Source organism: Pseudomonas farris (genome assembly GCF_019145235.1).
Lineage (GTDB): Bacteria > Pseudomonadota > Gammaproteobacteria > Pseudomonadales > Pseudomonadaceae > Aquipseudomonas > Aquipseudomonas farris.
The window spans coordinates 561,081-587,073 of the sequence record NZ_JAHSTV010000002.1; the positions used below are offsets into that span (position 1 = coordinate 561,081).

Below are 25,993 nucleotides of genomic sequence, written 5' to 3' on the forward strand. Positions count from 1 at the left end.
GATTTTTTTTTGATGCAGATCACGAGACACGGTTTTTTCGACCCGAGGCCTATATGGCCGGGGGTATTCCTCGGGGGCCAAAGCTTCTTGCGTGCACGCGCGCAAGACAATCTCTGAACCCACGCATTAGGATCGACGCTATCGAAGTTTGAATGGCGGAGTCTTGCATGTCAGCGTGGCGCACGATCAGTTTGTGGATGGACCAACTCGACGAGCCATTGCTGGCGCGCCCGGCGCTGGAGCAGGATCTGGACGTCGACGTGGCCATCATTGGCGCCGGGTACACCGGGCTCTGGACCGCGTACTACCTCAAGCGCCTGGCGCCAGGGCTGAATATTGCCATCGTCGAAGCAAACATCGCGGGTTTTGGTGCGTCGGGCCGTAATGGCGGCTGGTTGATGGGTAATCTACTGGGCGAAGATCGCTTGCTTGCCGATTTACCGGCCGAACAGCGCCGCGCCTCTTTCGAGCTGCTGCACGGCATCCCCGATGAAGTAGAGATTGTCCTCGAACGAGAAGGCATCGACTGCGATTATCGCAAAGGCGGAGTGCTTTATTGTGCTGCGCGTTATCCCGAGCAGGAAGCCAGCCTGCGCCATTATCTGAACACGCTCTACCGCCAAGGGCTGACCGAAAGCGACTACCGTTGGCTCAGTCCCGGGCAATTGGCGCAACAGATCAGAATTGCCAAACCTTATGGCGGTATCTATGCACCGCACGTCGCGACCATTCACCCGGCAAAGTTGGTCCGAGGTCTGGCGCGTACGGTGGAGCGCATGGGGGTCAACATCTATGAGAACAGCCCGGTCTCTCAATGGCAGTCGGGCAGTTTGCGTACGGCCAAGGCTCAGGTTCGCAGCCGCTGGATCGTGCCGGCGGTAGAAGGGTATGCGACCACATTGCCACCGTTGGACCGTTATCAGTTGCCGGTCCAGAGTTTGCTGGTGGCGACCGAACCACTGTCCACCGTGACTTGGGACGAAATCGGTCTCAGCCACGGTCAGGCCTTCAGTGAAAGCAGCCGACAAGTCACCTATGGCCAGCGCACGGCGGATAACCGCTTGGTATTTGGTGCCCGTGGTGGCTATCAATTTGCTGGCAAGTTGCGCCATGACTTCGACTTGACCACCAACGAAATAGAGTTGCGGCGCTACCTGTTCGGCGAACTCTTCCCGCAGCTCAAGAACGTACGAATCACCCATGCCTGGGGCGGCAACCTGGGCATGTCCCGGCGCTTCAAGCCGCACATGCTCTGCGATCAGGCCAGCGGCATCGCCTTGTCTGGCGGTTATGGCGGGGAGGGGGTCGGTGCCAGCAACCTCGGCGGGCGAACCTTGGCCGACCTGATTCTTCAGCGTGACACCGACTTGGTCCGCCAACCGTGGGTCATTCCTCAGGGCGGTCTCGACGCGCTCAAGGCCTGGGAACCCGAGCCCTGCCGCTGGTTGGGCTACAACGCGATCATCCGCAGCTTCGTCCACGAAGACCAGACCCTGGCCAACCCGGCTACCGCGCCCTGGCGTCGCAAACTGGCCAGTCGGGTCGCGGGGTTCATGGAGGGTTTCATGCACTAAACGGCGACGCTCTGATTTGCCAGCCCGTGCGCAAGACCTGCGTTTTGATTTTTTGATCCTCTGATTGCGCGTTGCGCCCCCCATCGACGGGGGGGGCGCTTCGCTCAACCGTCCCGAACCTGAAGCGCAGAGATAGACTTGCCCACCAGTATCGCAACTAACTGATTATTTAATTTATTTGATAGCAATACACTGGCACTTATATTGATAAATCCGGAAAACGAGAACTAGTCTACAGAAAACAACTTACCCATATTTAATATTTAAATATCAGATTGTCGGACAATCCGGCTAAAAACCTTCAACTACAAACTATATTTCGATAGCACACGCACTGTTTACTGGAGTTCGCCGGAACAGATCAATTTGACGTCAAAAAAAATGTAGACGTTTGATTTCGAATTGTGTCAGTTTTTATACGCCTTCATTGGGCGAGTGATAGGACGATCTCGCCAGAGATTGTCGTATCGGACAAAAACTGTTCCATTGCTAAACAAGGAAGTGTGTTTATGTCGAAAGTAAAAGACAACGCTATTGATCTTGCCGAACAGGCCTTTGCGCCATTGCAAGCGCTGGCTGCACCCAGTTCCGCCTACAACCAGATCGATAGTTTCAGCCATCAGTATGATCGGGGTGGCAATCTCACGGTCAATGGCAAACCCTCCTTCTCCGTCGACGAGGCTGCTACCCAGCTGCTACGTGACGGCGCTGCCTACCAGGACAAGGACGGCAGCGGCAAAATCGAACTCACCTACACGTTCCTGACCTCGGCCTCGTCGAGCACCATGAACAAGCACGGTATCACCGGGTTCAGTCAGTTCAGTGCGCAACAGAAAGCCCAGGCCGCACTCGCTATGCAATCCTGGGCCGACGTGGCCAATGTCACCTTCACCGAGAAGTCTTTTGGCGGCGACGGTCACATGACCTTCGGTAACTACAGTGGCGGTCAGGATGGCGCGGCGGCATTCGCCTACCTGCCAGGCACCGGTCCAGGTTATGACGGTACTTCGTGGTATCTGACGGGCAGTGGCTATAACGTCAACAAGACACCGGACCTGAACAACTACGGTCGTCAAACCCTGACCCATGAAATCGGTCATTCCCTGGGCCTGGCTCACCCTGGCGACTACAACGCCGGTGAAGGTGCGCCGACCTACAACGACGCGACTTACGGGGAAGACACCCGCGGCTATAGCCTCATGAGCTACTGGAGTGAAAGCAATACCGACCAGAACTTCAGCAAGGGCGGTGTGGAAGCCTATGCGTCCGGCCCGTTGATGGACGATATCGCTGCCATTCAGAAACTCTACGGTGCCAACACCACCACCCGTACCGGTGATACCACCTACGGCTTCAACTCCAACGCCGGTCGCGACTTCCTGAGTGCGTCTTCGTCGTCGGACAAAGTCGTGTTCTCGGTCTGGGATGCGGGCGGCAAGGACACCCTGGACTTCTCCGGTTTTACCCAAAACCAGAAGATCAACCTCAATGAAGCCTCGTTCTCCGACGTTGGCGGCATGGTGGGCAACGTGTCCATCGCCAAGGGTGTCACCGTCGAGAACGCGATTGGCGGTTCGGGTAGCGACCTGCTGATCGGTAACAGCGTGTCCAACGAGTTGAAGGGCGGTGCCGGCAACGACATCCTCTTCGGCGCGGGCGGTGCGGACAAACTGTGGGGCGGGTCGGGTTCGGACACCTTTGTGTTCGCGGCCAGCAGCGACTCCAAGCCAGGTGCCGTCGACCAGATCCTCGATTTTGTCAGTGGCCTGGACAAGATCGACCTGACCGGCATCACCAACGGCGCAGGACTGCACTTCGTGAATTCGTTCACCGGTGCGGCAGGTGATGCGGTATTGACCACTTCGGGCGGCAATAGCCTGTTGTCAGTGGACTTCTCCGGGCACGGCGTGGCTGACTTCCTGGTCAGCACCGTTGGCCAGGCGGCGTTCTCGGACATCGTGGCCTGATTCAAGGCAAAAGGAGGGCGGCGCTTGAGGCGCCGCTCTCTGTCCCTTGAACGGTAGGTGCTATGAGTAAGGCTATAACCATGAGTAAAACGCCCTATGATTCAGAACGCTTTTACCTACAAAGCAACCGCGTGGCTGTTGGCGACGCTGATGATGTTTCTTGGAGATGTAGCCATGGCTCGCAGTCTTAAATTAGCCGACCCGTCGGAACTCGCGGGGAAATGGCAGGCCACCTTGAACGCCGCGCAAGACTCGCCCGAGTCCCAGGCGCTGCAGGACAAACCGTCGAATGTTTGCTCGATCGAGCTCAAATTGAACCAGACCCTGGGTGAGGGGGCCGAGTGCCTCGGTGCCTGGCTGAACGAGTCGGCGATTGGCTGGTTCCCGGAACCGGATGGCATTGCTGTGACCGGTAAAGAAGGCTCGAAAATTGTGTTTTTCAGCCGACAGCATGAGGGGCTTTATAAAAGCACCTTGAAGTCAGGTCTGATCATTACGCTCAAGCGCACTGCGCATTAAGTAAGTAATGCCTGCCTGAATAAAAATTATAAGCAGCACATCAATAGCCGGAACTCTCTGAAGAACTCAAAGGGTTGTTATTGATGTGCAAGCGATAGCCGGCAAAAGAATGTCTCGGCCCATGTGCGGACAGTTAATTGGAACCTCGCCAAGTAAGGCGAGGAATAACACCTCAGGAAAAACCAATGAAGAAGGCGAAGAGCCCGGCCACCGCACCGTTATTCAAGGCACTGGGCGACTATAAAAATATCCTGATCAGCGTTGGATGTTTCACCGCACTGATTAATGTGCTGATGTTGGTCCCGTCGATTTATATGCTTCAGGTCTATGACCGGGTACTGTCTTCGCAAAACGAAACCACACTGGCGATGTTGTCGTTGATGGTGGTCGGGTTTTTCGCTTTTATCGGTCTGCTGGAGATCGTGCGCAGCTTCATTGTCATTCGTATCGGCAGCCAACTGGAGCGCCGTTTCAACCTGCGGGTGTATCAGGCCGCTTTCGAGCGCAACCTGTTCAAGGGCGAGGGCAACGCCGGGCAATCCTTGGGCGACCTGACCCATATTCGCCAATTCGTCACCGGCCCGGCGCTGTTTGCCTTCTTTGATGCGCCGTGGTTTCCGGTCTATCTGTTTGTGATCTTTCTGTTCAACGTCTGGCTCGGTGTATTGGCCACCGCAGGTGCGGTACTGCTGATCGGGCTGGCCTGCCTCAACGAGGCGATGACCAAAAAGCCCTTGGGCGAAGCCGCAGGGTTTTCCCAGAAATCCAGCCAACTGGCCACCAGTCACCTGCATAACGCCGAAACCATCCAGGCCATGGGCATGCTCGGTGTCTTGCGCAAGCGCTGGTTTGGGGTGCACTCGCGTTTTCTCGGCTTGCAGAATCAGGCCAGCGACACTGGCGCGGTCATCAGTTCCCTGAGCAAAACCCTGCGCCTGTGCCTGCAATCCCTGGTGCTGGGGCTGGGCGCCTTGCTGGTGATCAAGGGTGACATGTCCGCCGGGATGATGATCGCCGGTTCGATCCTGATGGGTCGGGTGCTGAGCCCCATCGATCAGTTGATCGCCGTGTGGAAACAGTGGAGCGGCGCCAAACTCGCTTATCGCCGTCTTGACGCCTTGCTGCAAGCCTATCCACCGACTGAGGAGGCGATGGCGCTGCCGGCGCCGAAAGGTCAGATCACGTTCGAACAAGTCAGCGCCGGACCGCCAGGGCAAAGGGCAGCGACTTTGCACATGGTCAATTTCAACCTGGGCGCCGGGGAAGTGCTGGGCGTGCTCGGGGCTTCCGGCTCCGGTAAATCGACCCTGGCCCGGGTGCTGGTCGGCGTCTGGCCGACGTTGGGCGGCACGGTGCGCCTCGATGGCGCGGACATTCATCGCTGGAACCGCGACGACCTTGGCCCCTATATCGGTTATCTGCCCCAGGACATCGAGCTGTTCAGCGGCAGCATCGCCGAAAACATCGCCCGATTCCGTGAAGCGGATCCGCAAAAAGTGGTCGAAGCCGCGCAACAGGCCGGCGTTCATGAACTGATCCTGCGCATGCCGCAGGGCTACGACACCGTGCTTGGCGAGGACGGCAGCGGCTTGTCCGGTGGCCAGAAGCAACGTGTGGCGCTGGCTCGTGCGTTGTATGGCCACCCAAGCCTGGTGGTGCTGGATGAACCGAACTCCAACCTCGACACCGTCGGCGAAGCGGCATTGGCCAGCGCCATCGCGCACATGAAGGCCCGGGGCACCAGCGTGATTCTGGTTACCCATCGTTCTTCGGCGCTGGCACAGGCCGACAAGTTGCTGGTGCTCAACGAAGGTCGCTTGCAGGCCTTCGGCCCAAGCCAGGAGGTGCTGAAGGCGCTTGCCGGTAATCAGTCAGGCGCTCATGAACAGCCACGTGAAAAAGCCGCGCAAGCACCGGGCGGGCTCAGCATGAGCCGGCAGTATCAGCCCACGACAAGGAATTCGGGTGTATGAGCAGTACACGCATGAACGACGACAGCGAAGCGACGATGGAACACGACTACATCGCCGAACGTCCTGAGCGCGACGCGCGTTTCTTCGCCCGCATGGGCTGGATTCTGGCGATTGTCGGTGCCGGCAGCTTCTTCACCTGGGCGAGCCTCGCGCCGCTCGATCAAGGCATTCCGGTGCAGGGCACCGTGGTGGTCTCGGGCAAGCGCAAAGCCGTGCAATCGATGAGCAGCGGCGTGGTCAGCCAGATTCTGGTGCTCGAAGGCCAAGTGGTGAAGCAGGGCCAGCCGTTGTTTCGCCTGGACCAGACCCAGGTCGCGGCCGACGTGCAATCGCTGCAAGCGCAATACCGCATGGCGTGGGCCAGCCTGGCGCGCTGGCAGAGTGAACGGGACAACCTCAAGCAGGTGAATTTCCCCGCCGAGCTGAGCAACGATCCTGACCCGCGTCTGGCCTTGGTACTCGAAGGCCAACGGCAATTGTTCAGCAGCCGTCGCGAAGCGTTTTTTCGCGAGCAAGCCGCCCTGCGCGCCAACATCGAAGGCGCCAGCGCGCAACTGGCCGGCATGCGCCGCGCGCGCACTGACCTGACGGCCCAGGCCAGTTCCCTGCAACAACAGTTGAGCAATCTTCAGCCCTTGGCGGACAACGGCTACATTCCGCGCAACCGCTTGATGGATTACCAGCGTCAGTTGTCGCAAGTGCAACAACAGCTGGCCGAGAACACCGGCGAAAGCGGCCGCGTGGAGCAGGGCATCCTTGAATCCCGCCTGAAACTGCAACAGCACAGCGAGGAATACCAGAAGGAAGTCCGCAGCCAACTGGCCGATGCGCAGCTCAAAAGCGTGACCCTGGAAGAGCAATTGACCTCCGCCGGTTTCGACCTGCAACACAGCGAAATCATCGCCACCGCCGACGGCATCGCCGTCAACCTTGGGGTTCACACCGAAGGCGCCGTAGTTCGTCAGGGCGACACGCTGCTGGAGATCGTCCCGCAAGGTACCCGCCTTGAAGTGGAAGGGCACTTGCCGATCAACCTGATCGACAAGGTCGGCACGCACTTGCCGGTGGACATTCTGTTCACCGCGTTCAACCAGAGCCGTACCCCGCGAGTCCCCGGCGAAGTCAGCCTGATCTCCGCCGACCAGATGGTCGATGAAAAAACCGGTGTGCCGTACTACGTGCTGCGCAGCAGCGTCAGTGACCAGGCCATGGAAAAACTCAACGGTCTGGTGATCAAACCCGGCATGCCGGCAGAAATGTTCGTGCGTACCGGTGAACGTTCACTCCTCAACTATTTGTTCAAACCGCTGCTCGACCGGGCAGGCTCCGCGTTGACCGAGGAATAAGGATGTTCGGCTGTATGAATAAGCTTTCCCTGCTCGCAGCGACCGTGGCGTTGCTGACGTGCAACGGCGCGATGGCCATGGGGCCGTTCGACATTTATGAGCAAGCGTTACGCAATGATCCGGTGTTCCTCGGCGCCATCAAGGAACGCGATGCAGGCCTTGAAAACCGCGCCATCGGCCGCGCCGGGCTGCTGCCCAGGATCGGTTACAACTACAACAAGGGGCGTAACACCTCCAAGGTCACTCAAATTAATGAGGGGAGACCAGACTTCACCGAGGACCGCAACTACAGCAGTTACGGTTCGACCTTGACCCTGCAACAGCCGCTGCTCGATTACGAGGCTTATGCGGCGTACCGCAAAGGCGTGGCGCAATCGCTGTTCGCTGACGAAAACTATCGTGGCAAGAGCCAGGAACTGCTGGTTCGTGTGCTGGAGAATTACACCAAGGCGCTGTTCGCTCAGGACCAGATCGACATCGCGCGGGCCAAGAAAAAAGCCTTCGAACAGCAGTTTCAGCAGAACGAGCAGATGTTCCGCCAAGGGGAGGGCACGCGCACCGATATCCTCGAAGCCGAGTCACGTTACGAACTGGCGACCGCCGAGGAGATCGAGGCGCGCGATGAACAGGATGCGTCCTTGCGGGAGCTGGGCGCACTGATTGGCGTGCCGGCCATTGACATAGGCGACCTGACGCCGCTGGATCAGAACTTCCAGACCTTCACCCTGCAACCGGCCAATTACGACACCTGGCACGAGATGGCGGTGGCCAATAACCCGAAACTCGCCTCCCAGCGCCAGGCGGTGGAAGTGGCGCGTTACGAAGTCGAACGCAACCGTGCCGGCCACCTGCCAAAAGTCAGCGCCTACGCCTCGGTGCGCCAGAACGAATCGGAAAGCGGCAACACCTACAACCAGCGCTACGACACCAACACCATCGGCATTGAAGTCAATGTGCCGCTGTATGCCGGCGGCGGGGTCTCGGCCTCGACCCGGCAAGCCAGCCGAACCATGGAACAGGCCGAGTACGACCTGGACGGCAAGACCCGGGAAACCTTGATTCAGTTGCGCCGTCAGTTCAGCGCCTGCTTGTCGGGGGTCAATAAATTGCGGGCTTATCAGAAGGCATTGGTGTCGGCCGAAGCGCTGGTGGTTTCGACCAAGCAAAGCATTTTGGGCGGCGAACGGGTCAACCTCGATGCGCTGAATGCCGAACAACAACTGTTTACCACCCGCCGGGATCTGGCTCAGGCGCGGTACGACTATTTGATGGCCTGGACCAAGTTGCACTACTACGCCGGGACCTTGAGCGAGCAGGACCTGGCCAAGGTGGATGAGGCCTTCGGTCAAGGCCGGCCAACGAAGACCCAGTAACCCCTGTGGCGAGGGGGCTTGCCCCCGTTGGACGGCGAAGCCGTCGTGAAGCACGCGGCGCGATGTATCTGAAGTTGTGCATTGCATTGTTTGGCGCCGCTTCGCGGCCCAACGGGGGCAAGCCCCCTCGCCACACCGTCCCCGAACCGGGGGACTACAACTCTAAAAACGCCAAAAAGCGAGAGTCATGAACATGGATGTACAAATCAAGCCGATGTCGGTCGGCACGCTATTGCTCCTGATTGCAGCAGTGCCAGGCCCAGCCCAGGCGCTTTACCTGGAAACCGGCACTCTAGGCGATCCCGCCAGTTGGCGCTCGACGGAGTTCCAGCGCGATTGGGGCCTGGCGCGCATGCAGGCCGATCAAGCCTATGCCGCCGGCATCACTGGCAAGGGCGTGAAAATCGGCGCACTGGATTCCGGTTTCGATTCCAGCCATCCCGAATTTGCCGCCGAGCGTTATCACGCAGTGACCGCCAGTGGCAGCTATGTCGACGGCTCAGCGTTCAACGTCGACGGCACGCTCAACACCAACAACGACTCTCACGGCACCCACGTCACTGGCACCATGGGCGCTTCCCGGGATGGCACTGGCATGCACGGCGTGGCGTACAACGCGCAAATCTATGTCGGCAACACCAACAAGAACGACAGTTTCCTGTTCGGCCCCAGCCCCGACCCGCGCTACTTCACAGCGGTCTATAACGCCCTGGCGGATGCCGGTGTACGCGCGATCAACAACAGCTGGGGCAGCCAGCCGCCGGACGTCAGCTACCGAACCCTCGACGATCTGCACGCTGCCTACGCCCAACACTGGAACAAAGGCACCTGGCTCGATGCCGCCGCCGACGTTTCGCGCCGCGGCGTGATCAATGTGTTCAGCGCCGGCAACAGCGGTTACCCGAATGCCAGCGTGCGTTCGGCCTTGCCGTATTTTCAGCCGGACCTGGAAGGCCACTGGCTGGCAGTGTCGGGGCTGGATCAAAGCAATCAGCAGAAATACAACCAGTGCGGGATCGCCAAGTATTGGTGCATCACCACACCGGGCGCGAAGATCGACAGCACCATTCCCGGCGGCGGTTACGCGATCAAGTCCGGCACTTCCATGGCCGCGCCGCATGCCACCGGGGCACTGGCGCTGGTGATGGAACGCTATCCGTACATGAACAATCAGCAGGCGCTTGAGGTGCTGCTGACCACCGCAACGCAGCTCGACGGTTCGGTCACCGACGCACCAAGTACGCGCATCGGGTGGGGTGTGGCCAACCTTGAGCGGGCGATGCGCGGGCCGGGGCAATTGCTCGGGTCGTTTGACGCCAATCTGGGGGCAGGGCAAAGCGATGTCTGGAGCAACGGCATTACCGACAAGGCGCTGATTCAGCGTCAGGCCGAAGACGCCGCCGAACGCAGTGCCTGGCAACAGACGTTGAAGGACAAGGGCTGGGAGAACGGTGTCCCGGCTGGAGCCAGTCAGCAGGATCAGACCGATTACGCAGTGGGTACAGCTCGCGATTCCGCCGCCGCAAACCGAGTCTACGAAGGCAGCCTGATCAAGTCCGGTGCAGGGCGGTTGATGCTCACTGGCGACAACACTTATCGCGGCCCGACCACGGTCAATGGCGGGTTGCTGGCGGTGAACGGCTCGCTGACGTCGGCGGTCACCGTCAATGACAGTGGCACCCTCGGCGGTAACGGACGAATCGCTGCGGTGACCGCCAATCCCGGCGGCACCGTGGCGCCCGGTAATTCCATCGGTACGTTGCAAGTCAGCGGCGATGTGACGTTTGCGCCGGGTTCGACCTATGCCGTCGAACTGTCACCCACCAGCAGCGACCAGATTATTGCGGGCGGTACGGCCACGATCAGCGGCGCCACCGTGAGCCTGTCCCTGGAAAACAGCCCGACCTTACTCAGCACCCAACAAGTGCAAAGCCTGCTGGGCAATCAGTACAACATCTTGCAAGCGGCGGGCGGGATTCAAGGCCAGTTCGGCGCGGTGCTGCCCAACTACGTGTTCATCGGCGGCAGCCTCGATTACGCCGCGACCGGCATTCAGCTGAGCATTGAGCGTAACGCCACAACCTTCGCCAGCGTCGGGCAAACGCAGAATCAGCGTTCTGTCGCCGCCGCAGTGGAAGGGCTTGGCGCGGGTAACGCGGTGTACGAAAGTCTGTTGCTGTCACCGACCGCGAGTTCGGCGCAACAAGCCTTCCAGCAGTTGTCGGGGGAAATTTACCCGGCGCTGGGCTCGGTGCTGATCAACGACAGTCGTTATCTACGCGACGCAGTGGGTGAGCGTCTCAACGAAGCCAATGGCTCCCGAAGCAACGGCTGGATCAAGGCATTGGGCGCTTGGGGCAAGACCGATGACAGCCACGACACCGCCGGCTACACCACGTCGATTGGTGGTTTGTTGGCGGGTGTCGATGGCGCGGTGGATGACCAAACCCGTGTGGGCCTGGTCGCCGGTTATAGCGACAGCTCGGTCAGCATGGGCTCTGGAACTCACTCATCGGCGCAGGTCAACAGTTATCACTTGGGTGCCTATGCCGGCCACGAAATGGGCGCCTGGCGTCTGAGTGCCGGCGGTGCCTACAGCTGGCATCGGGCCGACATCAAACGTGACCTGCAATACGGTGACGTCAGCGCCAAACAGAAAGCCAAAGTCGATGCCGGGACCACCCAGGTGTTCGGCGAAGCGGCCTATCGCTTGAACCTACAAGCAATGGCCTTGGAGCCATTCGCCAACCTGGCTTACGTGCACCTCGACACCGAGGGCTTCACCGAAAAAGGTGACGCCGCCGCGCTCAAAAGCCGCGGCGACCGGCGCGACGCGGTACTCAGCACCTTAGGCATGCGAGCTCTGAAAACCCTGAAGCTGTCCGGCCAGCAACAACTGGACCTGAGCGGCAGCCTCGGCTGGCAGCACAACCTGAGCAACACCGATTCCGAGGAACACCTGGCGTTTGCCAGCGGTGGCACTCCGTTCGTGGTGGAAAGCTCGCCGCTGGTTCGCGATGCGGCGCTGGTGGGCGCCCATGTCAGCCTGGCCTTGAGCCGGGATGTTCGGTTGAACCTCGATTACACCGGCCAACTGGCCCGCCGCGAGAAAAGCCACGGCGTCGGGCTGAGTCTCAATTGGCAGTTTTAATGCGGTAAACACCGATTGTGGGTGAGGGGGCTTGGCGCGATCCATGTGGGAGCGGGCTTGCTCGCGAAGGCGGCGGAACAGTCAACATTGATATCGCCTGACACATCGCTTTCGCGAGCAAGCCCGCTCCCACAGGTTCCGCGCCTTCACTCAGAGGAATTGGCCCCCCCTGGCCACAAGGATTTTGCCAACACAACTAAGGACGGTAGCTCGATGATGAATAACAAGTACAACAACCTTGCCTTGCTCTGCGCATTGGCCACCCTGGGCACCGCACACGCGGCGCCCTACGTGGAAAACGGCAGAACAGGCGATCCCGATAGCTGGCGCAGCACGGAGTTCAACGCCGATTGGGGCCTGGGGGCGATCAATGCTCAGGAGGCCTATGCCGCCGGTTACACCGGCAAAGGGGTGAAACTGGGGATTTTCGACCAACCGGTTTACGCCTTGCACCCGGAGTTTTCCGGTGCCAATAAAGTGATCACGCTGGTCACCAGTGGCATCCGCGAATACACCGACCCGTACATTCCGGTCAAAGCCGGGGACGCCTTTCTCTATGACGGTTCGCCCTCGGTGGGCTCCAACGGCAAACTCGGTGCCCACGGCACCCACGTTGGCGGGATCGCCGCGGGCAGTCGCGATGGCGGGCCGATGCACGGCGTCGCCTTTGGTGCGCAAATCATCAGCGCCGACAACGGCGACCCGGGCCCGGAAGACGGGATCATTCGCGGCAACGACGGCGCGGTGTACAAGGCCGGTTGGGATGCCCTGATCGCCAGCGGCGCACGGATCATCAACAACAGCTGGGGCATCGGCATCACCGACCGCTTCGACCTGGGTGGTCGGGACCCGGCATACCCGCACTTCACCGTGCAGGACGCACAACTGCAATTCAACGAGATCCAGACTTTGCTGGGGACCAAACCCGGCGGTGCCTACGACGGCGCCATCGCCGCGGCCCGCAGTGGCATCGTGACGATCTTCGCCGCCGGCAACGACTACAACCTCAACAACCCGGACGCCATCGCCGGCCTCGGTTACTTCGTCCCGGAGATCGCGCCGAACTGGATGACCGTCGCCGCGTTGCAGAATAACCCGGACACCAGCAGCCCCGACCCTTACAACATCAGCACCTTCTCGTCGCGTTGCGGCTACACCGCGAGCTTCTGCGTGTCGGCACCGGGCAGCCGGATCTACAGTTCGATTATCAGCGGCACCAATGCCGATGACCTGACCACCGGCTACGCCAATTACAACGGCACCTCCATGGCGGCGCCGCACGTTGCAGGCTCGGTGGCGGTGTTGATGGAACGCTTCCCGTACATGACCGGCGCGCAAGTCGCCAGTGTGCTGCGCACCACCGCCACCGACCTCGGCGCAACCGGCGTCGACTCGCTGTACGGCTGGGGCATGATCAACCTGCGCAAAGGCATCGATGGCCCGGCCATGTTCGTGACCGAGCAGGACATTCCCGAAGAATTCCGCATCGAAGGCGCCTACGGCTCCAGCCAGTTTGTCGCGGACTTGCCGGGTATCGGCGCGATCATCGATGCCGGCAAACCCACCGAGCGTGTGTGCAATGACGTGCACTGCGGGCTCGACGTCTGGCGCAACGACATTTCTGGCCATGGCGGCTTGACCAAGCAGGGCATCGGCACGCTGGTGCTGACCGGCGCCAACACCTACGCTGGCCCGACCCTGGTCAATCAGGGCCGATTGGCGATCAATGGTTCGCTGCTGTCGGCTGTCACCGTCAATAACAGCGGGATCCTCGGCGGTAACGGCAGCATCGCGGCGCTGACCGCGAAAAGCGGCGGTACCGTGGCCCCCGGCAATTCCATCGGCACCCTGCAGGTGGCGGGCGACGTGGTTTTCGAACCTGGCTCGACCTATGCCGTAGAGCTGTCGCCCACCAGCAGCGACCAGATCATCGCCGACGGCAAGGCGATCATCGAGGGCGCAACCGTCAGCCTGTCTCTGGAAAACAGCCCGACATTGCTGACCACCAGTGAAGCGAAATCCCTGCTCGGCAATCAGTACAACATCCTGCAAGCGGCCGGCGGAATCGAAGGGCGCTTTGGTGCGGTGCTGCCGGATTACCTGTTTATCGGTGGCAGTCTCGACTACTCGGCTAGTGGCATTCAACTGGCAGTGGTGCGTAACGCGACGTCCTTCACCAGCGCTGGCCAAACCCCGAACCAACGCGCCGTGGCCGCTGCCGCCGAGCAGCTGGGGGCAGGCAATCCGCTCTACGAAACCCTGCTGCTGTCGCCGACCGCTGCTGTCGCGCAACAAGCGTTCCAGCAACTCTCCGGTGAGATTCATCCGGCAATCGGCACGCTGCTGATCAACGACAGCCGTTACCTGCGCGATGCAGTCGGCGAGCGTCTGCGTGAGCACGATCTGTTCGACGCCGGGGCACCCACCGATGACCGCAGCAACGCCTGGCTCAAAGTACTCGGTGCCTGGGGCAAGAGCGATGGCGGGGATGACAACGCCAGTTCCAACAGCTCCATTGGCGGGCTGCTGGCCGGTGTCGATGGCTTGATCACTGAAGATACGCGACTGGGTTTCGTCACCGGTTATAGCGACAGCTCGTTGAGCATGGGCGATGGCACGCACTCGTCGGCATCGGTCGACAGCTACCACTTGGGTGCCTACCTGGGCCATGAAATCGACGCGCTGCGCCTGAGCGTCGGTGGCGCTTACAGCTGGCATCGCATCGACGTCAAACGTGACCTGCAATTTAACGGCGTCAGCGGCAAGCAGAAATCCAAACGCGATGCGACCTCCGCGCAACTGTTCACCGAAGCGGCGTATCGCCTGGACCTGCAACCGATCGCTCTGGAGCCATTCATTAACTTGGCCTACGTGCACTTGAACACTGAAAGCTTCAGCGAAAAAGGTGATGCCGCCGCGCTCAAGGGCGGTGAAAACAACCGCGACGTGATGCTTTCGACCCTTGGCTTGCGGGCGAGCAAAGCCATTGCGTTGTCCGACCAGCAACAGCTGGAACTGTCCGGCACGCTCGGCTGGCAGCACAACCTGAGCAACACCCGTTCCGAAGACCACCTGGCCTTCGTCAACGGCAACACCGCGTTCAGCGTGCAAAGCGTGTCCATGGACCGCGATGCCGCGGTGGTCGGTGCCCGTGCGGGATTGGCGCTGGGCCGTGATACCCGTTTGAACCTGGATTACAACGGGCTGCTCGGCTCCCGGGAAAAAGACCACGGTGTGGGCCTGACCCTGGACTGGCAGTTCTGATTTGACGCTAAGGAAGCAAGAACATGGGACTGTTTGATTACAAAAATGCCGGCAGTGAGGCCGGCAAGGCGCTGTACTCCGACGCGATCGCGCTGACGCTCTACGCGTACACGCCGACCGGCCAGCCACTGCCGGTGACCGCTTGGGCGCCGATTGGCGCGGCAGCGTTGGGCTACCAGGGCAACGTCGGCGCTCAAGGCACCTTCTATGGTGAGAAGGACGGCTTCACCAGCGCCGAAGCCGAAATCCTCGGTAAATACGACGGGGCAGGGAAGCTGATCGGCATCGGTATCGCCTTCCGTGGCACTGGTGGCCTGGGCTACAGCGACACTTTCGGCGACATGAAAAACAATCTGCTGGCCGCGGTCGGCCCGGTGGATTACGCGACGAACTACGCGAAAAACGCCTTCGACACTTTGCTCAAGGACGTCGCCGCGTTCGCCATCACCCACGGCCTGAGTGCCAAAGACGTACTGGTCAGCGGGCATAGCCTCGGCGGGTTAGGGGTCAACAGCCTGGCGGAGTTGAGCGGCAATAACTGGGGCGGTTTCTTCAAGGACGCCAACTACATTGCCTTCGCCTCGCCGACCCAAAGCGCCACCGGCAACAACGTGCTGAACATCGGCTACGAGAACGACCCGGTGTTTCGAGTGCTCGACGGCACCACCTTCAGCAGTGGCTCGCTGGGCAAGCACGACGGTCATCAGGATTCGGCGACCAACAACATCGTCAACTTCAATGACCAGTACGCTTCCACTGCGCAAAACCTGGTGCCGTTCAGCATCCTCAATCCGCTGAACTGGTCGGCCCATGGTTCGTTGGGTTATGCCGACGGCTTGAACCGGGTGATCGACTCACGCTTCTACGACCTCACCGACAAAGACTCGACGCTGATCGTGTCCAACCTGTCGGAAGCGTCCCGAGGCACCACTTGGGTCGAGGACCTGGGCCGCAGCGGTGAGCCCCACACCGGCAGCACGTTCATCATTGGCACCGACAGCAATGACTTGCTCAAGGGCGGCACGGGCAATGACTTCATCGAAGGCCGTGACGGTAACGACCGGTTCCGCGATGACGGCGGCTACAACCTGCTGCTGGGTGGCAAGGGCAGCAACACCTTCGAGCTGCAGAAACCGTTGCAGAACTTCAGCGTTGCCAATGACGGCGACGGCACGCTGTATGTGCGCGACGCCTACGGCGGCATCAGCCTGACCCGCGACATCGGCGCGCTGGTGAGCAAGGAATCGGGCGCGTGGTGGGGCAGCAAGGACGTCACCTACAACGTCACCGCCAATGGCTTACTCAATGGCAGTGAACTGACCCACTACAACCATTCGCTCAATGGCAATGTTTACGGCAACACGCTGGTGGCCAGTGTCGACGGTGACTGGCTGTTCGGCAATGCCGGCGACGACCTGCTGCGCAGCGACAAAAGTCAGGTGACCTTCGTCGGTGGCGCGGGCAATGACGTGATGCATGCCTCGGGGAGCGGCAACAACACTTTCCTGTTCAGCGGCGCCTTCGGCTTCGACGCGATCAATGGCTACCAGGGCAGCGACAAACTGGTGTTCATGGGCGTCCAGGGCGCGGGGCAGGGCTATGACTACGCGCAGCATGCGACCCAGACCGGCAACGACACTGTGCTCAAGATTGGCGATTACGCCGTAACGCTGGTGGGCGTGGGTCTGGATAATCTCTCGGCTTCGGGAATTACGTTTGCGTAAAAGCTGCATGCACTAGAGGCTCCGGGGCGCCTCGTGATTGAGACGTCCTGGCTGTGAGCTATCTCTGACAATTCCAACAAAGAGAGAGGCAATACCAATGGGTGTGTATGACTACAAAAACTTCGGCACAGCAGACTCCAAGGCGTTGTTCAGCGACGCCATGGCGATCACGCTGTATTCCTATCACAACCTCGACAACGGTTTCGCCACCGGTTACCAGCAAAACGGCTTCGGCTTGGGCTTGCCGGCAACCCTGGTCACCGCGCTGATTGGCGGCACCGATTCCCAAGGTGTCATTCCCGGCATTCCCTGGAACCCCGATTCGGAAAAAGCTGCTCTCGAAGCTGTGCAAAAAGCAGGATGGACGCCGATCACCGCCGCGCAACTGGGCTATGACGGCAAGACCGACGCTCGCGGAACCTTCTTCGGCGAGAAGGACGGTTACACCAGCGCTCAAGTAGAGATTCTCGGCAAGTACGACGCCCAAGGTCATCTCACTGAAATCGGCATCGCCTTTCGCGGCACCAGCGGCCCGCGAGAAATCCAGATCGGCGACTCCATCGGTGACGTGATCAACGATTTGCTGGCGGCCTTGGGTCCCAAGGATTATGCGAAAAACTACGCGGGTGAAGCCTTCGGTAATTTGCTCAGTGACGTTGCAGCATTTGCCCAGGCCAATGGGTTGTCGGGCAAGGACGTGCTGGTCAGCGGCCACAGCCTCGGTGGCTTGGCGGTCAACAGCCTGGCGGACTTGAGCAGCGAAAAATGGTCCGGGTTCTACCAGGATTCCAACTACATCGCCTACGCCTCGCCGACCCAGAGCAGCAGCGACAAAGTGCTGAACATCGGTTATGAAAACGACCCGGTGTTCCGCGCCCTCGATGGCTCGACGTTCAACCTGTCCTCGGTGGGCGTGCACGATGCCGCCAAGGATTCGACGACCGATAACATCGTCAGCTTCAACGACCACTACGCCTCGACGGCGTGGAACGTGCTGCCGTATTCCATCCTCAACATCCCCACCTGGATTTCACACTTGCCCACCGGTTACGGCGACGGCATGACCCGGGTGCTTGAGTCGCAGTTCTACGACCTGACCAGCAAAGATTCGACCATCATCGTCGCCAACCTCTCGGACCCGGCGCGCAGCAACACGTGGGTCCAGGACTTGAACCGCAACGCCGAAACCCACAAAGGCAGCACCTTTATCATCGGCAGCGACGGCAATGACCTGATCCAGGGCGGTAAGGGCAACGACTACCTGGAAGGCCGCGACGGGAACGACACCTTCCGCGATGGCGGTGGCTACAACATCCTGTTGGGCGGCAAGGGCAGCAACGTGCTGGACCTGCAACAGTCGGTGAAAGAGTTTGTCTTCGCCAATGACGGTGCCGGCAACCTGTATGTGCGCGATGCCAATGGCGGCATCAGCATCACCCGCGACATCGGCAGCATCGTGACCAAGGAGCCGGGTTTTCTCTGGGGTGTGTTCAAGGATGACGTGACCCACAGCGTCACCGCCAATGGCCTTGCGGTCGGTAGCAATCTGACTCAGTACGCTTCAAGCCTGAAGGGCACGACCGGCGCCGACACCCTCAACGCGCACGCAACCGGCGACTGGATGTTTGGCTTCGATGGCAACGATCATTTGATTGGCAGCACCGGCAATGACGTGTTTGTCGGCGGGGCGGGTAATGACCTGATGGAGTCGGGCGGCGGGGTCGATACGTTCCTGTTCAGCGGCGCGTTTGGTCAGGACCGGGTGGTGGGTTATCAAGCCAACGACAAACTGGTGTTTTTCGGGGTTCAGGGCGTTGCGCCGAACGACGACTTCCGCGCCCATGCCACGGCGGTGGGGCAGGATACGCTGCTGACGTTTGGCAGCGATTCGGTGACTTTGGTGGGCGTGGGGCTGGACAGTTTGTCTGGTAGCGGGATTGTGATCGCCTGAGGGTGATGCGGTGCCGGTAAGGGCCTCTTCGCGAGCAAGCCCGCTCCCACATTTTGATCGCAGGTGTACCCATATTGGGTGTTCACTGAAGATCTAATGTGGGAGCGGGCTTGCTCGCGAAGAACGATAACGCGGTAAACCTGCCTGCCTACGTGACTCACCGTTCACTCCCGGACTCCAATACCTGCACCAACAGGAACTGGCACTAAACCATCAGCCCATCCACGCGTTATCCCTATGACGCCGGTGCTGCATGCCGCCATTGAGTACAGGAGATTTTGCAACGTGAGTAACAGCAAGAGGTACACCTTCGGTCTGGCGCTGGCCTTGTTATCGGCAACCGCCGCCGCAGAACTGCCTCAAAGCTCGATTCTGACCCGTTACGGGGTCACCTCCGATCAACTGCCCAAACCGGCCGAGATCGAAACCACCAAACCCGCCAAGCCCGTCGAAGAGAAAAGCCGCTTTCAGGTCCAGCCGGAACAGCCTTGGGTGACAGTGCGCCTGGGCGACGGCAAACAACCGGAGAAGACCGGCAATATCAGCATCGATCGTTCGATGCAGCAGGAACGGGAGCGTTGCCAGCGGATGCAGGAACGACTGATGCTCAAAGGAGGACAGTCCTTCTCCTGCGATAACAATATTCTGGGAACTCACTGAGCATAACGGGGGCCTTTGAGAACAATGCTGTTCACTTAAAAGCGTCTTGAGTCAGAGAAACCTGTGGCGAGGGAGCTTGCTCCCGCTTGAGTGCGCAGCACTCACAAAAATCGGCAATGGTTGTCAGATTTTTGGGGCTGCTACGCAACCCAACGCGAGCAAGCTCGCTCGCCACATACTGCATGGGCGATCAATAACCCTGCGCACGATCGATCTCACCGAGCATCGGCTCCCCCCGTTGATGCCGGCGAATGTTCTCCAGCAACACCCCAAAGGCGCTTTCTGGCTGGGTCATCGCCGCGATGTGCGGTGTCAGCAGAATCTGCGGGTGGTGCCAGAACGGGTGATCCACCGGTGCCGGTTCCTGCTGCAGCACATCAAGGACCGCGCCGCTCAAATGCCCGCTGTCCAATGCCTCAAGCAAATCATCCTCAACCAAATGCCCGCCACGGCCCATGTTGATCAGCGCCGCGCCACGGGGCAGTTGCTCAAACAGCCTGCGATCAAGAATGCCCTGGGTCTGTTTGGTCAGCGGCAATACACACAAGAGAATGTCGCACTGGCTGAGGAACGCTGGCAGTTGCTGGTTGCCGGCATAACAATCGACCCCCGGAATTTGATGGGCACTGCGCGCCCAGGCTGACAAGGCAAAGCCCAGCGGTTGCAAGGTCGCCAGAATCTGCTGCGCCTGAGCGCCAAGCCCCATGAGCCCGACCCGACGCCTGGCGGCCGGTTGCAGCAAGTGCGCTTGCCAGCAGCGGGCCATTTGTTGCTGGCGATAGCGCAACATGTCCCGGTGCAGGCTGAGCACGGCAAAACTGGCGTATTCGCACATGCCACGGGTGATGCCGGGGTCCAGCAGGCGCACCACCGGCAAGCTCGTCGGCAGGCGATTGAGGTCGAGTTGATCGACGCCGGCGGACAAGGCAAACAGCACTTGCAGATTGGGCAGCACAACCTCGAGATCGTCGGGTGCCTGCCACGCGGCCAGGTACTGAATGTCCTTCGGGTCGCCGATGTCCGGCCACGCGCGCCATTCGATATCCGGGGCGTGTTCGGCGAACAGCGCTTGCCACTGTTCGCCGCGCACAGGGTCAGCTTTATACAGCAGGGCCATGGGCATTTCCTGATAGGTGAAGGTGCTGCCCATCATCGCGCAACGCCAGCGCAGGATCTGTCGAAAGCAGCGGGTTTAACGCGTTGAGTAACGTTGTATCGGCCACGCACCGGCAGATTCGGCCGGCTAAAGGAATCTGCCGTTTGGCGGGGTGAAAACAGTCGATCCGAATTTCTCAGGGGGCAAGTTCGGCGTAGTTCGTTTCGCGCAAGCCTTAACCTGAACACCATCGCAACCACTTCCCGGTTGCCGGACTCACGATGGGAAATGCCATGAACAGCAAAGTCGACGAAACCCCTCATTTGCTCCGTCAGCGCGATCAATTCGTGCCACGTGGCCTGGTTACCGCGCATCCGTTGGTGATCGATCGGGCCCAAGGTTCAGAATTGTGGGACGTGGACGGCAAGCGCTACCTGGACTTTGTCGGCGGTATCGGTGTGCTGAACATCGGTCACAACCACCCGAAGGTGGTCGCGGCGGTGCAGGCGCAGCTGCAAAAAGTCTCCCACGCCTGTTTCCAGGTGGTGGCCTACAAGCCTTATCTCGACCTGGCTCAGCGCCTGTGCGAAATGATCGGCGGCCAGGAATCCTATAAAGCGGCGTTCTTCACCTCCGGCGCCGAAGCCGTGGAAAACGCGGTGAAGATCGCCCGCGCCCACACCAACCGCTCGGCGGTGATCGCCTTTCGCGGCGGGTTCCACGGCCGGACCTTGCTCGGCACCACGCTGACCGGCATGAGCCAGCCCTATAAACAGAACTTCGGGCCGTTCGCGCCGGAGGTCTTCCACACCCCGTATCCGAATGCCTATCGCGGCGTGACCAGCGACATGGCGCTCAAGGCGCTGGACGAATTGTTGGCCACTCAAGTGGCGCCCGAGCGGGTCGCGGCGATCATTATCGAACCGGTGCAGGGCGATGGCGGTTTCCTCTCGGCACCGACAGAGTTTCTCCAGGCCCTGCGTGCCTTGACTGAAAAACACGGCATCGTGCTGATCCTTGATGAAATCCAGACCGGTTTCGGTCGCACCGGCAAATGGTTCGGCTTCCAGCACGCCGGCATTCAGCCGGACCTGGTCACTGTCGCCAAAAGCCTGGCCGGTGGTTTGCCGCTGTCCGGCGTGGTCGGCAAGGCCGAGATCATGGACGCGCCGTTACCCGGCGGCCTCGGCGGCACTTACGGCGGTAACGCGCTGTCGTGCGCGGCGGCGCTGGCGGTGATCGAGGCCTACGAGCAAGAGCAGTTGCTGGCCCGTGGTGATGCTTTGGGCGAACGTCTGCGTCAGGGTTTGTTGAGCTTGCAGGCTCGTTACCCGCGCATCGGCGACGTGCGCGGCAGCGGCTTCATGCTGGCGATCGAGCTGATCAAGGATGACGACGCGCGCACCCCCGATGCCGACCTCAACCAACGGCTGATCGACGAAGCCCGGGCCGGTGGCCTGCTGGTGATCAAGTGCGGCGTGTACCGCAACGTGCTGCGCTTCCTCGCGCCGCTGGTGACCACCGAAGCGCAGGTCGACGAAGCGCTGCAGATTCTCGACGCGGCGCTGGCACGAGTCTTGAACTGAGCTCACGCCTGCTCCGGGCGGTGCCACCTGGCATCGCCCGTGAGCATTTATGGAGCATGGATTGATGGAATGCATCATCGGAGGCTTTACACACCATGGGGCTGACTGATTATCGAGCGTTGTTGATCGATTGCGATGAGGTCCTGGTGGATCGCGATTCCGGGGTCTGGACGGCGTTGCAGCCGCTGCTCGACAGCCGTGGCGGCCACCCGGACAAAACACAGGTGCTGGCCGAATTCAGCGAGGTGGTGCATGCGCTGTACCCGCGCTTCGGCGAACTGGGTTTCAGCGGCTTGCTGTGTTTCGCCCACCGTCAGTTGGCCGAGCGCTGGGGGCTGAAAGCCAGTTGGGAGGAGGGCATGAGCTTTGCCCGGTCAGTGGCGGGTTGGTCGTTGTTCGAAGACGCGCCCGGCGCCATGCTGTACCTGCGCAAGTTCTATCGGCTGCTGGTGCACGGCGATCGCGATGCCGAGGATCGCGGCCTGCTGTGCGAGCGTCTGGGGATCATGCCCGACGATTTTATTTCATTGGCCAGTGATCCCCTGCGGGATCACGATTGGCTGGCGGCCAATGAACTTGACGCCAAAACCATCCTCCAGGTGACCCGGCCTTCCGCCCGGCAGCAGGGCGCGGGCGCTGTCTGCCTGATCTGTCGCGGCCGGGGCAAACACCCGACGCCGTGCGCGGCGGATTACTGCATCAACAGCATGGCGGATCTGGTGGCTCAGCATCAGCTGTCTTTACGGCGCTGATTTTGCTAGAAGATTGTCTTACAAACGGCAGTCAAGAGGTACGCAATGGAAGGTTTAGTAAAACTGGACCGGATCGACATCAGCATCTTGGTTGAGCTGCAAAAGGATGGGCGCATGACCAACGTCAGCCTGGCCGATGCCGTGGGCCTGTCGGCCAGCCCCTGCCTGCAACGGGTCAAACGGCTTGAGTCGGCCGGGTATATCTCCAGCTACAAGGCTCACCTGAACCTGGCCAAGATCACCGACTCGGTCACGGTATTCACCGAAATCACCTTGAGCGACCACAAGCGCGAAGACTTCGCCAAGTTCGAATCCAATATCCGTCTGGTCGATGAAGTGCTCGAATGCCACCTGATCAGTGGCGGCTACGATTACCTGGTGCGTTTCATGACCCGTAGCATCCAGCATTATCAGGAAGTGATCGAAAGCCTGCTGGACAAGAACATCGGCATCTCCAAGTACTTCAGCTACATCGTCATCAAGTCACCCGTGCTCAAGGACGGCGTGCCGCTGCGCAAATTACTGCGTCACTGAAACTCCCTCCGCATATACACCATTCCCTTGCAACCTGCCGCGCCTTTAAAAAAGGCGCGCGACGGGCTAATACCGCAATCCATGTGGGAGCGGGCTTGCTCGCGAAAGCGGTGTGTCAGGCGAAATAAATGTTGACTGTGCCGGCGCCTTCGCGAGCAAGCCCGCTCCCACAGGTTCCTCACCTGACTGACATTGTGCATGCACCCCGATTGGACATCGCCCCCGCCAAACCTCTCAACACGCTTCATGCTGGCGCAGGCCGCATAAATAGCTGTTTACGCCACGAAAACAGTCTTCGTTTGCGTTATGAGCGATGAATTCGGCGCGAAGCACAAAATAGCCTGCGTTGTAATGCGTTCAGAGAGAGGGGCAGATCGTTGCAGGGCAGCGACGATCCGTTGAACAACACCAATCGGAGCGCAAAAAAATGCGAATGAGCCACGCAAAAAAAGCACTGTTGGGTTACGGCGTCTTCATGCTGGCAAGCAGCAGCGAAGCGCATCAAATCTGGTACGAGCAGCCACCGGGGCAACCCCTGGCGTTGTACTACGGGGAATATGACAAGAACATGCTGGAAGTCACACCGGGCGGGATGGACCGGTTCCGGCAACTCAAGGGCTGGTCGATCAGCAACAAGTCTCAACCGTTGAGCCTGACCTTGCAGCGCCAGGCGTTTGCCGTGGCGCATCAAACCAAGGCGGATGACTCGCTGCTGGCCGAGGACGCGCATTACCCGATCTTCGACCTTCACGACGGCGATAAAACGCAAAAGGCTTACTGGACGCCCGCTACCCGTTGGGTCGGTGATTTGCGCACCCGCACGCCGGAACTGACGCTGGATATCGTGCCTACCGGTGTCGCCGATACCGGCAAGGCACAGTTCCAGGTGTTCTATGCGCACAAGCCCTTGGCCGATCAAGACGTGGTGCTGGAAACCGGTTCCGGCGAAGTGTTTACCCGGCGCACCGATGCGACCGGCAAGGTCAGTTTCGAGCTGCCCTGGCAGGGCATCTATGTGGTGGCCGTCGAATACAAGGACCACACCGCCGGCGAGCGCATCAATCCCCAGGGCCAGGCCGAACCCTTTGACGTGAAGAGCTTCAGTTCGACGTTGTCGTTCTATCGAAAGGAAGGTCAGGTACCCTTGCCGCGGGCACCGTCGCAGCTGCCGGCATCGGAAGTTGCCAGGCTGAAGAAACAGGGCTGAGCCAGCGGTAGTCCACTGACCACGACATGAGTGACTGATATGACCCTATCCACAAGCGTGGCAGGGCAGGCGGGAAGTGTTTCCCCTGCGCTTGCCTCCAGCGCTGCAAAAACCAACACCCGGATGCTCGCTATCGATGCCCTGCGCGGCTTCGTCATGCTCTGCATGCTCGTCGACCATGTGCGGGAAACCTTTTTGCTGCACCGCCAGGTGACCGACCCGATCGACGCCTTGAGCGTGACCCCGGACCTGTTCTTCACCCGATTGCTGAGCACCATCTGCGCCCCGGTGTTCATCTTCCTCACCGGTTTGTCAGCCTGGCTCTACAGCCAGAAACACACGGCCAATGAGACCTCGGTGTTCCTGCTCAAGCGCGGGCTGTTCCTGGTGTTCCTGGAGCTTACGTTCGTGTGCTTCGCCTGGAACGCCGAGTTCCCGCCCAAGACGTTGTGGCTGCAAGTGATCTGGTGCATCGGCATCTGCATGATCGTGCTCGCCGGGTTGCTGCACTTCAAGCGCGGTTGGTTGATCGTGCTCGGGGTAGCGATTGTCGCCGGGCACAACCTGCTCGATGGTGTGACTGTGGGGCCGGAGTCGCCGTTCTTTGTGCCGTGGTCAATCCTGCATCAGCGGGTGTTCATCGACATCACCGAGTTCACCCGGGCTCGCACCACGTATCCGGTGTTGCCTTGGATCGGGGTGATTCTGCTGGGTTGGGCCATCGGGCCATGGTTCGGCAAGGACATGGATTCGGCGGAGCGGGTTTCGCGGTTGCTGAAAGTCGGCTGCGGCCTGCTGGTGGCCTTCGTGTTCATCCGCTACTTGAATGTTTATGGCGAGAAGCCTTGGGTGCAAACCGGTGAGTCGCTGCGCACTTTCATGAGTTTCCTGAGCGCGAAGAAATACCCACCGTCGCTGATGTTCCTGATGCCGACCCTCGGCCTGGGGCTGATCCTTTTGGCGTTGTTCGAGAAGGCCCAGGATCGCTGGTCCACCGCGACTTTGGCGATCTACGGCGGTGCGCCGATGTTCTTCTATTTGCTGCACCTGTACGTGCTCAAGGCCATGTACCTGGTGTCCGTTGCGATCTGGGGCGCCAATCAGGGCACTTATTATGGTTTCGATAACCTGCCCATGGTCTGGCTGTGGAGCGTGATCCTCGGGGTGTTGCTGTTCTTCCCGACGCGCTGGTTCGCCAACCTCAAACAGCGCCGTCGCGACATCGCGATTCTCAAATACCTCTGATTTACAGGCGTTGATTTACAGACGCTGATTCCCAGAGTTGCCCCTCGGTGTCCCCCATTCGGCGGGACACC

General features: G+C 60.1%; 17 protein-coding genes. 16 read left to right on the forward strand and 1 reads right to left on the reverse strand.

The window, feature by feature from the left end; translation table 11 throughout:
• Window positions 1-167: 167 nt before the first annotated feature.
• From KVG95_RS05745 to KVG95_RS05795, 11 genes are all read left to right on the forward strand, one after another.
• Window positions 168-1,574 carry an NAD(P)/FAD-dependent oxidoreductase gene (locus KVG95_RS05745; RefSeq protein WP_217854858.1) on the forward strand — a complete coding sequence of 469 codons (1,407 nt, stop codon included), beginning with the start codon at window positions 168-170 and terminating at the stop codon, window positions 1,572-1,574.
• A 509-nt stretch (window positions 1,575-2,083) separates the two neighbouring features.
• Entirely contained in the window at window positions 2,084-3,541 is a 1,458-nt protein-coding gene (locus KVG95_RS05750; RefSeq protein ID WP_217854859.1) for a serralysin family metalloprotease, read from the forward strand.
• Between the two features lie 96 nt (window positions 3,542-3,637).
• Window positions 3,638-4,060, forward strand: coding sequence for an AprI/Inh family metalloprotease inhibitor (locus KVG95_RS05755; protein ID WP_217854860.1), 423 nt, complete (start codon window positions 3,638-3,640; stop codon window positions 4,058-4,060).
• Between the two features lie 185 nt (window positions 4,061-4,245).
• Window positions 4,246-6,033 (forward strand): type I secretion system permease/ATPase, encoded by a 1,788-nt coding sequence (locus tag KVG95_RS05760; RefSeq protein ID WP_217854861.1) that lies wholly within the window; start codon window positions 4,246-4,248, stop codon window positions 6,031-6,033.
• A complete protein-coding gene (locus KVG95_RS05765; protein ID WP_217854862.1) occupies window positions 6,030-7,379 on the forward strand; it encodes an HlyD family type I secretion periplasmic adaptor subunit in 1,350 nt (449 codons plus the stop codon). The genes KVG95_RS05760 and KVG95_RS05765 overlap by 4 nt, the downstream gene beginning before the upstream one ends.
• Before the next feature lie 2 nt (window positions 7,380-7,381).
• On the forward strand, window positions 7,382-8,752 hold the full coding sequence (locus tag KVG95_RS05770) for a TolC family outer membrane protein (protein ID WP_217854863.1): 1,371 nt from the start codon (window positions 7,382-7,384) through the stop codon (window positions 8,750-8,752).
• 193 nt (window positions 8,753-8,945) lie between these two features.
• Complete coding sequence (eprS, locus tag KVG95_RS05775; protein WP_217854864.1) at window positions 8,946-11,903, forward strand: autotransporter serine peptidase EprS; 2,958 nt, start codon at window positions 8,946-8,948, stop codon at window positions 11,901-11,903.
• Between the two features lie 216 nt (window positions 11,904-12,119).
• Window positions 12,120-15,167, forward strand: a complete 3,048-nt coding sequence (locus KVG95_RS05780; protein WP_217854963.1) for an autotransporter serine protease — start codon at window positions 12,120-12,122, stop codon at window positions 15,165-15,167.
• Window positions 15,168-15,190: 23 nt separating this feature from the next.
• On the forward strand, window positions 15,191-16,891 hold the full coding sequence (locus KVG95_RS05785; protein WP_217854865.1) for a polyurethane esterase: 1,701 nt from the start codon (window positions 15,191-15,193) through the stop codon (window positions 16,889-16,891).
• Window positions 16,892-16,988: 97 nt separating this feature from the next.
• Window positions 16,989-18,842, forward strand: a complete 1,854-nt coding sequence (locus KVG95_RS05790) for a polyurethane esterase (protein WP_217854866.1) — start codon at window positions 16,989-16,991, stop codon at window positions 18,840-18,842.
• Between the two features lie 285 nt (window positions 18,843-19,127).
• On the forward strand, window positions 19,128-19,502 hold the full coding sequence (locus KVG95_RS05795) for a hypothetical protein (protein WP_217854867.1): 375 nt from the start codon (window positions 19,128-19,130) through the stop codon (window positions 19,500-19,502).
• 190 nt (window positions 19,503-19,692) lie between these two features.
• On the opposite strand, the gene KVG95_RS05800 is transcribed toward KVG95_RS05795, so the two are convergent.
• Entirely contained in the window at window positions 19,693-20,619 is a 927-nt protein-coding gene (locus tag KVG95_RS05800) for a 2-hydroxyacid dehydrogenase (protein ID WP_217854965.1), read from the reverse strand.
• 272 nt (window positions 20,620-20,891) lie between these two features.
• Here KVG95_RS05800 and gabT point away from each other — a divergent pair, with 272 nt between their 5' ends.
• The 5 genes from gabT (at window position 20,892) to KVG95_RS05825 (ending at window position 25,922) form a co-directional block, all read left to right on the forward strand.
• Complete coding sequence (gene gabT / locus KVG95_RS05805) at window positions 20,892-22,184, forward strand: 4-aminobutyrate--2-oxoglutarate transaminase (RefSeq protein WP_192344693.1); 1,293 nt, start codon at window positions 20,892-20,894, stop codon at window positions 22,182-22,184.
• A gap of 95 nt (window positions 22,185-22,279) precedes the next feature.
• On the forward strand, window positions 22,280-22,936 hold the full coding sequence (locus KVG95_RS05810) for an HAD family hydrolase (RefSeq protein ID WP_123359475.1): 657 nt from the start codon (window positions 22,280-22,282) through the stop codon (window positions 22,934-22,936).
• Window positions 22,937-22,981: 45 nt separating this feature from the next.
• Window positions 22,982-23,470, forward strand: a complete 489-nt coding sequence (locus tag KVG95_RS05815) for an Lrp/AsnC family transcriptional regulator (protein ID WP_008055821.1) — start codon at window positions 22,982-22,984, stop codon at window positions 23,468-23,470.
• 433 nt (window positions 23,471-23,903) lie between these two features.
• Window positions 23,904-24,677 (forward strand): DUF4198 domain-containing protein, encoded by a 774-nt coding sequence (locus KVG95_RS05820; protein WP_225922912.1) that lies wholly within the window; start codon window positions 23,904-23,906, stop codon window positions 24,675-24,677.
• Window positions 24,678-24,716: 39 nt separating this feature from the next.
• Window positions 24,717-25,922, forward strand: coding sequence for an acetyltransferase domain-containing protein (locus KVG95_RS05825; protein ID WP_217854869.1), 1,206 nt, complete (start codon window positions 24,717-24,719; stop codon window positions 25,920-25,922).
• Window positions 25,923-25,993 lie beyond the last annotated feature (71 nt).

Bases quoted from the DNA above. Each gene is read 5' to 3' on its own strand.
- KVG95_RS05780 (WP_217854963.1), top strand. From the start codon at position 12,120: ATGAATAACAAGTACAACAACCTTGCCTTGCTCTGCGCATTGGCCACC.
- KVG95_RS05745 (WP_217854858.1), top strand. From the start codon at position 168: ATGTCAGCGTGGCGCACGATCAGTTTGTGGATGGACCAACTCGACGAG.
- KVG95_RS05825 (WP_217854869.1), top strand. From the start codon at position 24,717: ATGACCCTATCCACAAGCGTGGCAGGGCAGGCGGGAAGTGTTTCCCCT.
- KVG95_RS05810 (WP_123359475.1), top strand. From the start codon at position 22,280: ATGGGGCTGACTGATTATCGAGCGTTGTTGATCGATTGCGATGAGGTC.
- eprS (WP_217854864.1), top strand. From the start codon at position 8,946: ATGGATGTACAAATCAAGCCGATGTCGGTCGGCACGCTATTGCTCCTG.
- KVG95_RS05755 (WP_217854860.1), top strand. From the start codon at position 3,638: ATGATTCAGAACGCTTTTACCTACAAAGCAACCGCGTGGCTGTTGGCG.
- KVG95_RS05765 (WP_217854862.1), top strand. From the start codon at position 6,030: ATGAGCAGTACACGCATGAACGACGACAGCGAAGCGACGATGGAACAC.
- gabT (WP_192344693.1), top strand. From the start codon at position 20,892: ATGAACAGCAAAGTCGACGAAACCCCTCATTTGCTCCGTCAGCGCGAT.
- KVG95_RS05785 (WP_217854865.1), top strand. From the start codon at position 15,191: ATGGGACTGTTTGATTACAAAAATGCCGGCAGTGAGGCCGGCAAGGCG.
- KVG95_RS05750 (WP_217854859.1), top strand. From the start codon at position 2,084: ATGTCGAAAGTAAAAGACAACGCTATTGATCTTGCCGAACAGGCCTTT.
- KVG95_RS05790 (WP_217854866.1), top strand. From the start codon at position 16,989: ATGGGTGTGTATGACTACAAAAACTTCGGCACAGCAGACTCCAAGGCG.
- KVG95_RS05800 (WP_217854965.1), bottom strand. From the start codon at position 20,619: ATGGCCCTGCTGTATAAAGCTGACCCTGTGCGCGGCGAACAGTGGCAA.
- KVG95_RS05820 (WP_225922912.1), top strand. From the start codon at position 23,904: ATGAGCCACGCAAAAAAAGCACTGTTGGGTTACGGCGTCTTCATGCTG.
- KVG95_RS05815 (WP_008055821.1), top strand. From the start codon at position 22,982: ATGGAAGGTTTAGTAAAACTGGACCGGATCGACATCAGCATCTTGGTT.
- KVG95_RS05770 (WP_217854863.1), top strand. From the start codon at position 7,382: ATGTTCGGCTGTATGAATAAGCTTTCCCTGCTCGCAGCGACCGTGGCG.
- KVG95_RS05760 (WP_217854861.1), top strand. From the start codon at position 4,246: ATGAAGAAGGCGAAGAGCCCGGCCACCGCACCGTTATTCAAGGCACTG.